Raw genomic sequence first — 14,785 nt, forward strand, 5'->3', positions numbered from 1 at the left:
CGGGCTACTTGGCGCCGAGACCGGCGTCGTCGATCGTGGGCTCGCCCTCGGCCTTGAGGACCTTGTTCAGCGGCGCGAGGTCGTAGATGCCGTTCAGGTCCGGCTTCTGCAGCAGCCCCGCCTTCACGGCGTGCTCGGCCTCGGTGCTGAGGGTGGAGGCCAGCGGGTCGTCGGTGAACTGGATGGACTTCCACGCCGGGTCCAGCACATCGGCGGGCAGTGCCTTGCCGGAGTCGGTCTCCAGCTGCTTGTTCGCCGCCGCCTTCGCCGCGTCCGGGTTGGCGTTGATCCACTTGTTGGTGTCGACCGAGCCCTTCAGGACGGCCTCGACGACCTTCGGATGCTTCTTGAGGAAGTCCTGCCGCACGATGATGTTCGTGATCACGAATTTCTTGTCCGGCCACAGCGACGACTCGTCGAGCAGGACCTTGCCGCCCTCGGCGACCAGCTTCGACGCGGTCGGCTCCGGCACCCAGGCGCCGTCGACGGACCCGGACTTGTAGGCGTCCGGGGTGACCTTGTTGTCGCTGCGGACGACGGTGACGTCACCCTTGCCGCTCTGCGGGTCGACCTTCCAGCCCTGCTCGGCGGCCCAGTTGAGGAACGCCACGTCCTGTGTGTTGCCGAGCTGCGGGGTCGCGATCCGCTTGCCCTTGACGTCCTTCAGCGACTTGATCTTGTCCGGGTTGACGACCAGCTTCACGCCGCCCGATGCCGAACCGCCGATGATCCGCAGGTTCTTGCCGGCGGCCTTGGTGTAGCCGTTGATCGCCGGGGAGGGGCCGATCCAGCCGATGTCGATGGACTCCGAGTTCAGTGCCTCGATCTCGGACGGACCGGCGTTGAAGATCGCGGGGTCGGCCTTGGTGGCACCGAGGGCCTTCTGGAAGAAGCCCTTCTGCATGCCGACCAGCGCGGTTCCGTGGGTCAGGTTGCCGAAGTAGCCGATCTTGACGCTGTCGAGACCGTCGATCTTCTTCGCCCCGGCGGCGACCTTGACGCTCCCGTCGTCCTTGGCCTGGGAGCCGTAGCCGCAGGCGGCCAGGGTCAGCAGGGGGAGCGCGGCTATCACCGCGAAGGATCGGCGCAGAGCGGATGATGCAGGCACGGGAGGTGTTCCTCTCGGAGGCCCGGCGGTCACGGTCTCTCAGGTCGTGGCCGGGAGGTCGGCAGGTTTTCGTCTACGGCGGTGGGGGGTGAGGGCGCGCGGGCAGTGCGCGTACGTCAGCACACACATCGCGCGACCCCGCCCTGCCCGCTGCCGAGAGCACCGCTGCCGACGCGGCCGCCCTCCTTCGCGAACATGGAGAAGAAGTCGGGGGAGTTCATGTCAGAAGTCCCACCCGTCGTCCTCGGCCTCGTCCTTCACCGGCTCGGGTGCGGCGAAGGACTCGCCGACCATGCCCGCGGTGAGGGTCTGGCCGTCGTTCGGGTCGATCAGGATGAACGAGCCGGTGCGGCGCGAGTCCGAGTAGGAGTCGACCGGCAGCGGCTCGGCCGTACGGATCTTCACCCGGCCGATGTCGTTGGCGACGAGCTGTCCCGGGTGCGGGTGCAGGGACAGGTCGTCGAGCGTGAGACGGGACGGGATGTCCTTGACGATCGCCTTGACCGTGCGGGTGCCGTGCTTGAGCAGCACCCGGTGGCCGACGGTCAGAGCGGCGTCCGCGACATGGCAGACGGTCGCCTCGATGTCCTGCGTGGTCGCGGGCGCGTCCTTGGTGGGCACGATCAGGTCGCCGCGCGAGATGTCGATGTCGTCCTCCAGCAGGAGGGTCACCGACTGCGTGGTCCACGCGACGTCGACCGGCTCGCCCAGCAGGTCGATGCCGGCGACCTTCGAGGTGCGGCCCGAGGGCAGTACCGTGACCTGCTCGCCGACGTGGAAGGAACCGGCCGCGATCTGGCCCGCGTACCCCCGGTAGTCCGGGTGGTCGGAGTTCTGCGGCCGGATCACGTACTGCACGGGCAGCCGGGCGTGGCAGTGGCTCAGGTCATGGCTGACCGGCACCGTCTCCAGGTGCTCCAGCACCGTCGGGCCGCCGTACCAGTCCATGTTCGCGGAGGGCTCCACCACGTTGTCCCCGACGAGCGCCGAGATCGGGATCGCGGTGACCTCGGGGACGCCCAGCTCGGTCGCGTACGCCGTGAACTCCTCGGCGATGGCGGCGAACACCTTCTCCTCGTACGCGACGAGGTCCATCTTGTTGACCGCGAGGACCACGTGCGGGACGCGCAGCAGTGCGGCGAGGGCGGCGTGCCGGCGGGTCTGCTCGACGACGCCGTTGCGCGCGTCGACCAGGATGACCGTCAGCTCGGCGGTGGAGGCGCCGGTGACCATGTTCCGCGTGTACTGCACATGGCCGGGGGTGTCGGCGAGGATGAACCGCCGCAGCGGAGTGGCGAAGTAGCGGTAGGCCACGTCGATGGTGATGCCCTGCTCCCGCTCGGCCCGCAGGCCGTCCGTCAGCAGCGCGAGGTCCGGCGCCTCCTGGCCCCGGCTCGCCGAAGCGCGCTCCACGGCCTCCAGCTGGTCGGTGAGGACCGACTTGGAGTCGTGCAGCAGCCGCCCCACCAGGGTGGACTTGCCGTCGTCGACGGAACCCGCGGTGGCGAACCGCAGCAGGGTGGTCTCCGCGAGTTCCTCGGTCGTGATGGTGCTCATCTTTAGAAGTACCCCTCGCGCTTGCGGTCTTCCATCGCGGCTTCGGACATCTTGTCGTCGGCGCGGGTGGCGCCGCGCTCGGTGAGCCGGGAGGCGGCGATCTCGACGATCACCTTCTCGATGGTGTCGGCCTCGGAGTCGACGGCTCCGGTGCAGGACATGTCACCGACCGTGCGGTAGCGCACCAGGCGCTTCTCCACGGACTCGTCGTCCTTCGGGCCGCCCCACTCGCCGGCGGTCAGCCACATGCCGCTGCGGGAGAACACCTCGCGCTCGTGCGCGTAGTAGATCTGCGGCAGCTCGATGCCCTCGCGGGCGATGTACTGCCACACGTCCAGCTCGGTCCAGTTGGACAGCGGGAACACGCGCACGTGCTCACCGGGGGCGTGCCGGCCGTTGTACAGGTTCCACAACTCCGGGCGCTGCCGGCGCGGGTCCCACTGGGAGAACTCGTCCCGCAGGGAGAACACCCGCTCCTTGGCCCGGGCCTTCTCCTCGTCACGGCGTCCACCGCCGAAGACGGCGTCGAACTTCTCCGCCTGGATCTTCTCGGTCAGCGGCAGCGTCTGCAGCGGGTTGCGGGTGCCGTCCGGGCGCTCCTTGAGCACACCCCGGTCGATGTAGTCCTGCACGGAGGCGACGTGCAGCCGCAGCCCGTGCTGCTCGACCGTGCGGTCCCGGTACTCGAGGACCTCGGGGAAGTTGTGCCCGGTGTCGACGTGCAGCAGCGAGAAGGGCACCGACGCCGGCCGGAAGGCCTTCAGCGCCAGGTGCAGCATGACGATGGAGTCCTTGCCGCCGGAGAAGAGGATCACCGGCCGCTCGAACTCGCCCGCCACCTCGCGGAAGATGTGCACCGCCTCGGACTCGAGGGCGTCGAGGTGGGACAGCGCGTAGGGGCTGTCGGTCTCCTCGGAAACGGTGGCGGCGGACGTCATGCCAGTCCCCTTTCGCTGAGCAGGGCGTGCACGGACGCCGCGGACTCCTGCACGGTCTGGTTCTGCGACTCGATGCGCAGATCGGGCGACTCGGGCGCCTCGTAGGGGTCGTCGACCCCGGTGAGTCCCGTGAGCTCGCCCGCCGCCTGCTTGGCGTACAGGCCCTTCACATCGCGCTCGCTGCAGACCTCGACCGGTGTTGCCACGTGGATCTCCGCGTACGCGGTGCCGTTCGCCTGGTGCCGCTTGCGCACCGCCTCGCGGCTGTCCTGGTAGGGAGCGATGACCGGGACGAGGGCGAGCACGCCGTTACGGGCGAGCAGTTCGGCGACGAAGCCGATCCGCTGCACGTTGGTGTGCCGGTCCTCGCGGCTGAAGCCGAGGCCCGCCGAGAGGAACTCGCGGATCTCGTCGCCGTCGAGCACCTCGACGCGTCGGCCCTCGGCGCGCAGCCGGCCGGCCAGCTCGTGGGCGATGGTGGTCTTGCCGGCACTCGGCAGACCCGTGAGCCAGACGGTGGCTCCGGTCGTCACGTCGCTCTCCTGAATCGTTGTCGTCATCCGTGCAGCCCGCACTCGGTCTTGTTGCGGCCCGCCCAGCGGCCGGCGCGTGCGTCCTCGCCCTCCAGCACCCGGCGGGTGCAGGGGGCGCAGCCGACGGAGGGGTAGCCGTCCATCAGCAGCGGGTTCGTCAGGACACCGTGCTCGGTGACGTAGGCGTCCACGTCGTCCTGGGTCCAGCGGGCGATCGGGGAGATCTTGACCTTCTGCCGCTTCTCGTCCCAGCCGACCACCGGGGTGTTCGCCCGGGTCGGGGACTCGTCGCGGCGCAGCCCGGTCGCCCAGGCCCGGTAGTCCTTCAGGCCCTCCTCCAGCGGCTGCACCTTGCGCATCGCGCAGCACAGGTCGGGGTTGCGGTCGTGCAGCTTCGGGCCGTACTCGGCGTCCTGCTCGGCTACCGTCAGGCGCGGTGTGAGCGTGATGACGTTGACGTCCATCACGGCGTCGACCGCGTCACGGGTACCGATGGTCTCCTCGAAGTGGTAGCCGGTGTCGAGGAAGACCACGTCCACGCCGGGCATCGCACGGGAGGCGAGGTGGGCGACCACCGCGTCCTCCATGGAGGAGGTCACGCAGAAGCGCTTGCCGAACGTCTCGGCCGCCCACTGGAGGATCTCCAGCGCGGAGGCGTCCTCCAGATCGCGGCCCGCCCGCTCGGCGAGAGCCTTCAGTTCCTCGGTGCTGCGCTCTTCCTGAGTGGTCGTCATATCTCTGCCCCTCCGGAGTCGGATCGCTTCAGTCCCTGGGCGAGCAGCCCGAGGAACTTCAGCTGAAAGGCCCGGCTGCACGCCGCGCATTCCCACGCCCCGTGCCCCTCTTCGCTGGGACGCAGGTCCTCGTCACCGCAGTACGGGCAGTAGAAGGGGGCGGCGCGCTCGCTCACGACAGGGCCCCCTCGTCGGCCCGGGCGGCCCAGGCGGCGAACCGCTCGCCGTCCGCGCGCTCTGCCTCGAACCGCTTCAGGACACGCTCGATGTAGTCGGGCAGCTCGTCGGACGTGACCTTCAAGCCGCGCACCTTGCGGCCGAAGCCCGCCTCGAGGCCCAGCGCGCCGCCGAGGTGCACCTGGTAGCCCTCGACCTGCTCGCCCTGGTCGTTGAGCATGAGCTGGCCCTTGAGACCGATGTCCGCGACCTGGATACGGGCGCAGGCGTTCGGGCAGCCGTTGAGGTTGATGGTGAGCGGCTCGTCGAAGTCCGGCAGCCGGCGCTCCAGCTCGTCGATCAGCTGCGAGCCGCGCTGCTTGGTCTCGACGATGGCGAGCTTGCAGAACTCGATGCCGGTGCAGGCCATGGTGCCGCGCCGGAACGTGGAGGGCCTGGCGGTCAGGTCGAGCGCCTCCAGGCCCTCGACCAGCGACTCGACCTTGTCCTCCTCGACATCGAGGACGATCATCTTCTGCTCGACGGTGGTGCGCACCCGGCCCGAGCCGTGGGCCTCGGCGAGGTCGGCGATCTTCGTGATGGTCGCGCCGTCGACGCGTCCCACGCGCGGCGCGAAGCCGACGTAGAACCGGCCGTCGTTCTGCCGGTGCACGCCGATGTGGTCGCGCCACAGCTGGGACGGCTGCTCGGGGGCCGGGCCGTCGGTCAGCTTGCGCTCCAGGTACTCGTCCTCCAGCACCTGCCGGAACTTCTCGGGGCCCCAGTCGGCGACGAGGAACTTCAGCCGGGCGCGGGTGCGCAGCCGGCGGTAGCCGTAGTCACGGAAGATCGAGATGACGCCCTCGTAGACGTCCGGGACCTCGTCGATCGACACCCAGGTGCCCAGCCGCACGCCCAGCTTGGGGTTGGTGGACAGGCCGCCGCCGACCCACACGTCGAAGCCCGGGCCGTGCTCGGGGTGCTGGACGCCGACGAACGCGACGTCGTTGATCTCGTGCACCACGTCCAGCACCGGCGAACCCGAGATCGCGGTCTTGAACTTGCGGGGGAGGTTCGAGTACGCCGGGTTGTTCAGGACGCGGCGCTTCATCTCCTCCAGCGCGGGAGTGGCGTCGATGATCTCGTCCTCGGCGATGCCCGCCACCGGCGAGCCGATCATCACACGCGGAGTGTCGCCACAGGCGGTGACCGTGGACAGGCCTACGCCCTCCAGCCGGTTCCAGATCTCGGGCACGTCCTCGATCCGGATCCAGTGGTACTGGACGTTCTGCCGGTCGGTGATGTCGGCGGTGCCGCGCGCGAACTCCTGCGAGATCTCACCGATGACCCGCAGCTGCCGCGTGGTCAGCGCCCCGCCGTCGATGCGGACACGCAGCATGAAGTACTCGTCGTCCAGCTCCTCCGGCTCCAGGATCGCGGTCTTGCCGCCGTCGATCCCGGGACGGCGCTGGGTGTACAGGCCCCACCAGCGCATCCGGCCGCGCAGGTCGTTCGGGTCGATCGAGTCGAAGCCCCGCTTGGAGTAGATCGTCTCAATGCGTGTCCGCACATTGAGACCGTCGTCGTCCTTCTTGAACTGCTCGTTGCCGTTGAGCGGGGTGTGGTGTCCCACGGCCCACTGACCCTCACCGCGGTGACGGCTCACCTTGCGGCGGGGAGTCGCGGCGGCAGGCTTCTGCGGGGTGGCGGCCATGGTTGATACGTCCTTCGGGACAGGCGGGAAAGCGGCTCTGACCTGCGCGCGCGGGCGCATGGGCATAGGGCGCGTCATTGCGCAGGAAAGGAGACAAGAAGGGGATGTCGGGCGCTGCGTGAGTGCTCTCAGGTGCTCTCAGCGCGCCGGACAGATGGCGCTGGACATGCGGCCGAGGTCGACGTGCCGCCGACTCACCAAGGCAATTCCAGTTCCAGACATGACGGAAGCGTGTCACGGCGATCTGGACACAGTCCAGCTTCGTCCAAGATTCGGACACTCGTGTCTCGAAATCCAAGACATGCGTGTCCTTGGTCACATCGGGTCGCCCCGAGGTGTCCGACCAGGTCAGACAGGGAACGCCCCAGGCCACGGACCCGGAGCGGCAACGTCCGCTTCCTCCTCGACCTTGGTGTCGAACAGCTGGAACCCGCGGCGCCGGTAGTTGTCCATCGCGTGCTCGCCGTCCTTGCTGCACGTGTGCAGCCAGACCCGCTTCGTCGGCGTCAGTCCCGCCCAGCGGTCCGCGAGGTCCCAGGCCCGGGCCGTGCCGTACGACAGCAGGTGCCCGCCGATGCGCCGGCCCCGGAAGCCCGGCAGCAGTCCGAAGTAGACGATCTCCACGACCGCGTCGTCCTGCGCCTCCAGCTCCACGTACCCGGCGGGCGTGCCCCGGTCGTAGGCCACCCAGGTCTCCACGCCGGGCCGCTCCAGGTGCTCCTGCCAGCGGGCGTACGACCAGCTCAGCCGGTCGGCCCAGCGGATGTCGCCGCCCACCGACGCGTACAGGAACCGGCTGAACTCGGGCGAGGGCACCTCGGAGCGCACGACCCGGACGTCCCCCTCCGGCATGACGGCCGGCAGCAGGTCGGTCGGGGCGGTCTGCTCCAGGGACCAGGTGGTCACGGCGATGGTCGGCATGAGGGTCAGGAAACCATCAGGTGTGATGGCCTGTCGAACGCCGGGTGCCGTGGCCAGGGGCGGCACCCCGCCGGACGCGCCCTAGTCGAGGGCCCGGTCGACCGAGGACAGGGGCAGTGCGAACAGCATGCGGCCGGACTGGGACCAGACCTCACCGGTCTCCTCCCAGTAGGACAGGGAGCCCGAGCGGCCGCTCCAGCAGTGGCGGGTCTCGTCCGTCCCGCACTCCGTCGCCCGGGCGCTGTCGGTGTCCTGGCGCCACAGCGTCCCGTGCCCGCCCGGTGAGCCCGCCGCACGGTCGAGGTACCAGCCCGAGCGGTACGCCAGCACGCCCCGCACATCGGTCGTCTTCGTCTCGTACGCCTTGACCGGGTCCGCGTGCCCGGAGGAGTCGGTGCTGAGCAGACCGGGCCGGGCGGGGTCCCGGCTCAGCGCGTAGCGCCACAGCCGGGTGCGCCGGTCGCCGTCCGCCGGCACCCATTCGCTCGCGACCAGACTGTCGGGAGAGGTGCTGCGGTCCAGGGAGACGGTGGCCGGGCGTGTGTCGTCGTCACCGCGGGACAGGGTGTACGAACCCACGGCGGGCAGCACGTAGCGGTAGCCGTGCGCCGCCCAGCCGCCGCGCACCCGGCCGACCGCGTCGGACTCGACGGTGGCGCGCTGGATGCGGTCCATGTCGTACACGTACAGCGCGTCCCGGTCGCCCTCGCGGGTCGTCACCAGCAGCTTGTCCTGGTACCAGACCATGCCGGACAGCGGCGAGACCAGTCCCCGGTAGTCGTGCCCGCCGTCGACCGGGACGGCCAGCAGGGCCCAGGTGTAGCGGAGCCGGTCCGGGTCGTTCGCGTCGACGAAGGCGACCTTGGCCAGGCCCTGCTCGGGTGCCGGGCCGTCCATGGAGCCGCCCTCGGCGGCGCTGGTCCAGCCGGAGAGGATCACACGGTTCTCGCCCCAGCGGCCGTCGTCGTCCGCGTCCCCCGAGGTGGTGACCGCGCCCGGCCGCCAGCCCCGGGTGTCGGCGCCGCCGAAGCAGTACGCGCGGGTGGCCGCCGGTTCTATGGGCAGGGCGTGCTTCTCGCCGGTCGAACAGCCGGCCGCGTCCCGCAGCGGGCGGTCGGCGCTCTCCAGTACCGCGCCGACGCCGACGGGGCGGCCCATCTCGGAGGAGAGCCGGTCGAGCCACTGCTCCGGCACCCGGTGCTCGGCCAGCGGCAGCCGCCCGGCCTCGGCCGACGCACTGAGCGGCTTCAGCGTCCCCGGGGCATCGGTGACCTCGGCCTGCGAAGCGCTGATCAGGGTGGCGGCGGCGGTGAGCGCGAGAGCCGTCCCGGCCAGCGTCGCCCGTACCGCCCTGCCCCGCCTGCGCCGCCGGTGTCTGCCGCGATGCTTCATAACGTCCTCCCGAGGGCGGACCAACTGCGCCTGATGATCCGTACGTTGACGGAGGAGCAGGTGGGGTGGCCCGTAGAGGGATGCTACGGCAGGTGAGCGGGGTGGCGGACGAAGACTTCGCAAATATGCGAAAGATGTACCTCTGGGGGAGGGGCGTGCGTGTCCCGGACGGTACGTCCGGTGAACCTCAGGGGGCCGGTGGGGACGTCCGGAGCCTGCGCACCGCCGGTGCCGTCGCGTACGGCAGCAGATCGCGCGGGTCGTCCGGGAGCAGCATCCCGACCTCGGCGTCCTCGGCGAACCGGTACGGCCGGTGCTCCAGCAACGCCCCGAGATACCGCCGTACCCGCGACATCTCGGCGCGCACCGTCACCGTGCGGGCCGGGTCGCCGAAAAGGTCCCCGGCCAGGTCCGAGGCGCTGCGGCCGGTGCGGTGGACGGCGAGGAGGTACAGCAACTCGGCATGCCGGGGACTCAGTTCGCGGGCCCAGGACCCGGCACCCCCGGAGACCTCCACCGACCAGCTGCGCGCCCGTCTGAGGTCCAGCACGATCCTGGTCGTCCCGCGCGGCACCGGTTCGTCGGCGGCCGCACGCACCAGCCAGCCCCCGGCCAGCGGCTCGACGGAGCACGGCCCGAGCACCGGCAGCCATCGCGGGCCCGCCGACAGAGACTTCGGCAGGGCCACCCGCCGCGTGTACGGCATCCCCGTCACCGCGACGGTCCAGCCGTCCGCGTCGACCACCAGGGCACGCCCGCCGAGCCGGGCCAGTACCGGCGCCGCCACCGCCCGCAGCCGCTCCAGCGACTCCCCGTGCATCTCCCGCAGCCGGGCCTCGGCGAGCTTGGCCACCGAGTCGACCCAGGCGAGCGTGGCCGGATGCATCGTCTCCAGCGGCCCGCTCACATCCACCACGCCCAGCAGCCGGCCGTCTCGCGGATCCGTCAGGGGAGCGCCGGCACAGGTCCAGCCGGCCTGGGAGCGCACGAAGTGCTCGGAGGCGAAGACCTGGACGGGCCGGCGCACCACCGCCGGGGTGCCCAGACCGTTCGTTCCTACGACGTCCTCGCGCCAGTCCGCGCCGAGTTCGAACCCGAGCCCGTCGGCCTTGCGCAGCACCGGGGCGCTGCCCTCGCGCCACAGCACCCGGCCGTCCTCGTCGGCGACCACCATGATGTGGTGGGCGATGTCGGCGACCGCCAGCAGTCCCTCCCGCAGCACCGGCAGCACATGGCGCAGCGGCGAGGTCTCGCGCCGCCGCCGCACCTCCTCGAGGGGCAGCAGCCCCGCCCGGAAGTCGTGGTCCGGGTCGACGCCGCCGCGCAGCATCCGATCCCAGGACTGCTCGATCACCGGCCGCGGTGCCACGGGGACGGGCTGCCCGGAGAGCCGGGCGGCACGGACCTCGTCGAGTAACCGGGCCGCCCGCGTGGCGTTCACGGCGGCGAGCTGCGTGACGTCCATCGGCGTGTCCCCCCGGAGCCAATTTCTGACTGTCCGTCTCATAGTGCCGTCTGCCCCTGACGGGCGCGCACAGTCCGCACGCAGCCGGCATCAAGTTGCAACCCCTCGCAACCCTGGTGGACGGCCCGGCCGTGGCCGAAAATTGAGCAGCGCCGTCCCGAGCGGCGTTCGATGGCTCGAACGGGCCAGTGCGGCGGGGGTGGTGCCGTGTCGGCGCAGCACCACCCCCGCTCCCGCGCGAGCAGATCAGAACACCAGGTCAGAACAGCGGTCAGGACACCGGACGCGCCCGCTCCACCACCGCCGCCAGATCCAGCGTGTGCGGCAGTGTGCCGAAGGCCGCGCCCCCGTCCCCGCCCAGCCGGGCGGCGCAAAACGCGTCGGCCACCTGCGGCGGCGCGAACCGGACGAGCAGCGACCCCTGGAGCACCAGCGCGAGCCGCTCCGCCAGCCGTCGCGCCCGCCCCTCCACGCCCTCCAGATCGGCCAGTTCGGTCAGCAGGTTCTTGATGGCCCCGTCGAGACGGTGATCGGCGCCGCGCGCCTTGCCGACCTCCCGCAGATACGCGTCCAGCGCGCCCGGCTCCCGCTGCAACGCCCGCAGCACATCGAGGGCCTGGACATTGCCCGCGCCCTCCCAGACCGAGTTGAGCGGCGACTCCCGCACCAGCCGCGGCATTCCGGACTCCTCGACGTAGCCGTTGCCGCCCAGGCACTCCGCCGCCTCCACCGCCACCGGCGGGCACCGCTTGGTCACCCAGTACTTGGCGGCCGGCACCGCGATCCGCAGCAGCGCCCGCTCCTGCTCGCCGCCGTCGTCGTAGGCGGCCGCGAGGCGCAGCGCGAGGGTCGTCGCCGCCTCCGACTCCAGGGCGAGATCGGCGAGGACGTTGCGCATCAGCGGCTTGTCGACGAGCTTCCCGCCGAACGCCTCCCGGTACGTGCAGTGGTGCACGGCCTGCGCCACGGCCTGCCGCATCAGCCCCGCCGAGCCCAGCACACAGTCGAGCCGGGTCGCCGCCACCATCTCGATGATGGTGCGCACCCCGCGCCCCTCCTCGCCGACCCGGCGGGCCCAGGTGCCGTCGAACTCGACCTCCGCAGAGGCGTTCGACCGGTTGCCGAGCTTGTCCTTCAGCCGCTGGATGAGGAACACGTTGCGCGTCCCGTCCTCCAGCACCCGCGGCACCAGGAAGCAGGTCAGCCCGTCCGGAGCCTGGGCCAGCACCAGGAAGCCGTCGGACATCGGCGCCGAGCAGAACCACTTGTGCCCGGTCAGTTCGTAAGTCCCGTCCTCGGCGAGCGGACGCGCGGACGTCGTGTTCGCCCGGACGTCGCTGCCGCCCTGCTTCTCCGTCATGCCCATCCCGAACAGCGCGCCGGCCTTCAGACGGGCGGGTCGCAGCTCACGGTCGTAGACCATGGACGTCAGCCGCGGCTCCCACTCGGCGGCCAGCTCCGGGTCCGTGCGCAGGGCGGGCACCGCCGCGTGCGTCATCGACAGCGGGCAGCCGTTGCCGGCCTCGACCTGCGTCCACACGAGGAAGGCGGCGGCCCGCCGGACATGCCCGCCCGGCCGCCCCCAGGCCGCCGTCAGACCGGCCGAGACGCCCTTGCCGAGCAGCCGGTGCCAGGACGGATGGAACTCGACCTCGTCGATCCGCTCGCCGTACCGGTCGTGCGTGCGCAGCCGCGGCGGATTCTCGTTGGCGTGCGTCCCCCACTCCTGCACCTGGGCCGAGCCGGAGGCCCGTCCGAGCGCCGACAGCTCGGCGAGTACCTCGTCGAGCAGATCCGGATCCAGATGCCGTTCGACCGCGGCCGTGAGGGCCCGGTCGGCCGTGAAGACGTCGTACCCGACCAGCGGCGGGACCTGGTTGCTCACGGAGTGCGTGCTGCCAGCCATGGTGCGAACCTACCGGGTGAGTGAGCTCGGGCGCGACGGATACCGTTAGGGGGTGCAGCCAGGAAGTGAAACCCCCGACACACCCTCCGGACGCCTCCACCGGGCGCGGGCCCTCTACCGCAACGTATCCAAGCGCAGGACCGCCTGGCTGCTGCTCAAGGACACCGTCAACTCCTGCGTCGAGTACCGGATCCTGGGCCTGGCCGCCGAGGCCGCGTTCTTCACGCTGCTGTCGGTGCCGCCGCTGCTGCTCAGCATGATCGGACTGCTCGGCTACGTCGACGCCTGGACCGGAGCCGACACCATCGAGAGCCTCCAGGCCAACATCCTGGAGGCCTCGCGCACGGTGCTGTCCGACCGGGGCGTCCACGAGATCGCGGACCCGATCCTGCACGACGTGATGAAGGGCGGCCGGCCCGACGTCATCTCCATCGGCTTCCTGTTCGCCCTGTGGTCCGGCTCCCGTGCTGTGAACGTCTTCATCGACACCATCACCGTCATGTACGGCCTGGACGGCGTCCGGGGCATCGTCAAGACCCGCCTGCTGGCCTTCGCGCTGTTCATCGTGGCCCTGCTGATCGGTTCCGTCGCGCTGCCCCTGATGGTGGCCGGGCCGGACGCGGTGGTGCGGATCGTGCCGTGGTCGACGACGGTCGTGCAGGTCCTGTACTGGCCCGTGGTGATACTGCTGTCGATCGCCTTCCTCACGACCCTGTACCACGTGTCCGTCCCCGTCCGCTCCCCGTGGATCGAGGACGTGCCCGGCGCGCTCGTCGCCCTCGGCATGTGGGTGCTCGGCAGCTTCCTGCTGCGGATCTACCTGACCAGCACGGTCGAGGGCCCCACGATCTACGGTTCTCTGGCCGCGCCCGTCGCCGTGCTGCTGTGGATCGGTGTGTCCGCGTTCGCCGTGCTGGTCGGGGCCGCGGTCAACGCCGCCATCGACCGGGTCTGGCCGGCCGCCGCCACGGCCGCGGCCCGCGAGGCCAACGAGCGGCTGCGCCAGGCGCAGGTCGCCGAGTACGTGGCCCGCGCCGCCGCCCAGGGGGAGGCCGACCCCGACATGCCCTCCGAGTTCCCGGAACGCTGGTCCCGCTTCCTGCCCCCGGAGGACGTCTCGGCACGCCTGCGCACGCATGTGAAGAGCACGCATGTGAAGAGCACGCATGTGAAGGGCGCCCAGCCCAAGGGCCCGGAGAACAACGGGGAGGGGCGGCCGCCCGCAGAGCACTGACGGACGCCGGTCTCAGGCCTTCCAGGTTCCGGCCGCCGCCTCCAGGACGAAGTCGGTGAAGGCGCGTGGTGCGCGGCCCAGGACCTCCCGTACACCGTCGTCGAGGTGCGCGTTGCGGCCGTCGAGGAGGGGGCCGAAGACGCCGGTCATGGCCGCGGCCTCCCGTACGCCCGCGTCTGACCCGGCCCCATGGACGCAGTCGCAGGGCTACTGGACGGCCCCCGCGCGCGGGGCGCGTTCATGATCAGGGCGTGTTTCGACCCGCCGTGGGCGGTCCGGGGGGAGGACCGGGCCCCGCTCACCGTCATGCTCGTCGCGCGCGGTGAGGCCTGGGTGGTGCCCGACCGGGGCGAGCGAGTCCTGCTGCGGGCCGGGGACCTCGCCATCGCGCGCGGCCCGGACCCGTACACCTGCGCGGACGGCACCGGTACGGCCCCGCAGGCGCTGATCCTGCCGGACCAGGAGTGCCGCCACCCCGACGGACGGCCCCTCAACGGCTCCATGGACCTGGGCGTCCGCACCTGGGGCGACCGGCTCGACGGGGCCACCGTGATGCTGATCGGCACGTACCCGGTGAAGGGCGAGGTCGGCGGACGGCTGCTGGACGCCCTGCCGCCCCTGCTCGCCCTCCCGTCCGACGTGTGGGCCTGCCCGCTCACGCCGTACGTCGCCGAGGAGATCGTCCGGGACGAGCCGGGCCAGGAGGTCGTCCTGGGCCGGCTGCTCGATCTGCTGGTCATCGCCGCGCTGCGGGCCTGGTTCGCCCGCCCGGAGGCGGAGGCCCCCGCCTGGTACCGGGCCCTCGCCGACTCCGTCGTCGGCGGCGTCCTGCGCCTGCCGCAGGACGATCCGGCCCACCCGTGGACCGTCTCCTCCCTCGCCGCCAAGGCGGGAGTGTCCCGCGCCGCGCTCGCCCGCCGCTTGACCGGCCTGGTGGGCGAGCCCCCGATGTCATACCTCACCGGCCGGCGGCTCGCCCTCGCCGTCGACCGGCTGCGCGACTCCGGCGACGCGCTCGACGCGGTGGCCCGCCGCGTCGGCTACGGCAGCGACTTCGCCCTGTCGACGGCGTTCAAGCGGGTGTACGGGGTGAGCCCGGTGGAATACCGGGCGCGGGCGGCCTGAGC

At 71.3% G+C, this 14,785-nt stretch carries 14 protein-coding genes and 1 pseudogene; 2 read left to right on the top strand and 13 right to left on the bottom strand.

What is annotated here, in order from left to right; genetic code table 11:
- Window positions 1–4: 4 nt before the first annotated feature.
- The 12 genes from ACQEV8_RS34655 to ACQEV8_RS34710 form a co-directional block, all read right to left on the bottom strand.
- Window positions 5–1,108 carry an ABC transporter substrate-binding protein gene (locus ACQEV8_RS34655; RefSeq protein ID WP_432968303.1) on the bottom strand — a complete coding sequence of 368 codons (1,104 nt, stop codon included), beginning with the start codon at window positions 1,106–1,108 and terminating at the stop codon, window positions 5–7.
- A gap of 222 nt (window positions 1,109–1,330) precedes the next feature.
- Entirely contained in the window at window positions 1,331–2,665 is a 1,335-nt protein-coding gene (locus ACQEV8_RS34660; RefSeq protein ID WP_432968306.1) for a sulfate adenylyltransferase subunit 1, read from the bottom strand.
- Between the two features lie 2 nt (window positions 2,666–2,667).
- On the bottom strand, window positions 2,668–3,603 hold the full coding sequence (gene cysD / locus ACQEV8_RS34665) for a sulfate adenylyltransferase subunit CysD (RefSeq protein ID WP_432968309.1): 936 nt from the start codon (window positions 3,601–3,603) through the stop codon (window positions 2,668–2,670).
- The gene (cysC, locus tag ACQEV8_RS34670; protein ID WP_432968312.1) at window positions 3,600–4,136 is read right to left on the bottom strand and encodes an adenylyl-sulfate kinase; all 537 of its coding nucleotides are present in this window, start codon (window positions 4,134–4,136) and stop codon (window positions 3,600–3,602) included. Before cysC ends, cysD begins: the two co-directional genes overlap by 4 nt.
- Before the next feature lie 23 nt (window positions 4,137–4,159).
- On the bottom strand, window positions 4,160–4,870 hold the full coding sequence (locus ACQEV8_RS34675) for a phosphoadenylyl-sulfate reductase (protein ID WP_432968315.1): 711 nt from the start codon (window positions 4,868–4,870) through the stop codon (window positions 4,160–4,162).
- Window positions 4,867–5,046 (bottom strand): hypothetical protein, encoded by a 180-nt coding sequence (locus ACQEV8_RS34680; protein ID WP_399021571.1) that lies wholly within the window; start codon window positions 5,044–5,046, stop codon window positions 4,867–4,869. Before ACQEV8_RS34680 ends, ACQEV8_RS34675 begins: the two co-directional genes overlap by 4 nt.
- Window positions 5,043–6,740 (bottom strand): nitrite/sulfite reductase, encoded by a 1,698-nt coding sequence (locus ACQEV8_RS34685; protein ID WP_432968319.1) that lies wholly within the window; start codon window positions 6,738–6,740, stop codon window positions 5,043–5,045. The genes ACQEV8_RS34680 and ACQEV8_RS34685 overlap by 4 nt, the downstream gene beginning before the upstream one ends.
- A 138-nt stretch (window positions 6,741–6,878) precedes the next feature.
- Window positions 6,879–6,962, bottom strand: a complete 84-nt coding sequence (locus tag ACQEV8_RS34690) for a putative leader peptide (RefSeq protein WP_310591794.1) — start codon at window positions 6,960–6,962, stop codon at window positions 6,879–6,881.
- A 126-nt stretch (window positions 6,963–7,088) separates the two neighbouring features.
- Window positions 7,089–7,661 (bottom strand): GNAT family N-acetyltransferase, encoded by a 573-nt coding sequence (locus tag ACQEV8_RS34695; RefSeq protein ID WP_432968323.1) that lies wholly within the window; start codon window positions 7,659–7,661, stop codon window positions 7,089–7,091.
- 81 nt (window positions 7,662–7,742) lie between these two features.
- Window positions 7,743–9,053, bottom strand: coding sequence for a hypothetical protein (locus ACQEV8_RS34700; RefSeq protein ID WP_432968326.1), 1,311 nt, complete (start codon window positions 9,051–9,053; stop codon window positions 7,743–7,745).
- 187 nt (window positions 9,054–9,240) lie between these two features.
- Window positions 9,241–10,518 (bottom strand): GAF domain-containing protein, encoded by a 1,278-nt coding sequence (locus ACQEV8_RS34705; protein ID WP_432968329.1) that lies wholly within the window; start codon window positions 10,516–10,518, stop codon window positions 9,241–9,243.
- 271 nt (window positions 10,519–10,789) lie between these two features.
- On the bottom strand, window positions 10,790–12,424 hold the full coding sequence (locus ACQEV8_RS34710; RefSeq protein WP_432968332.1) for an acyl-CoA dehydrogenase family protein: 1,635 nt from the start codon (window positions 12,422–12,424) through the stop codon (window positions 10,790–10,792).
- Window positions 12,425–12,476: 52 nt separating this feature from the next.
- Between ACQEV8_RS34710 and ACQEV8_RS34715 the strand changes: the two genes are divergently transcribed.
- Window positions 12,477–13,658 carry a YihY/virulence factor BrkB family protein gene (locus tag ACQEV8_RS34715; RefSeq protein WP_432968335.1) on the top strand — a complete coding sequence of 394 codons (1,182 nt, stop codon included), beginning with the start codon at window positions 12,477–12,479 and terminating at the stop codon, window positions 13,656–13,658.
- Window positions 13,659–13,670: 12 nt separating this feature from the next.
- On the opposite strand, the pseudogene ACQEV8_RS34720 reads toward ACQEV8_RS34715, so the two are convergent.
- Window positions 13,671–13,796 (bottom strand): annotated as a pseudogene (locus tag ACQEV8_RS34720) (NmrA family transcriptional regulator); the annotation flags it as partial.
- A gap of 51 nt (window positions 13,797–13,847) precedes the next feature.
- Between ACQEV8_RS34720 and ACQEV8_RS34725 the strand changes: the two are divergent.
- Entirely contained in the window at window positions 13,848–14,783 is a 936-nt protein-coding gene (locus ACQEV8_RS34725; RefSeq protein WP_432968338.1) for an AraC family transcriptional regulator, read from the top strand.
- The last annotated feature ends 2 nt before the right edge of the window (window positions 14,784–14,785 follow it).

The organism is Streptomyces sp. CA-179760, assembly GCF_050937045.1.
Lineage (GTDB): Bacteria > Actinomycetota > Actinomycetes > Streptomycetales > Streptomycetaceae > Streptomyces.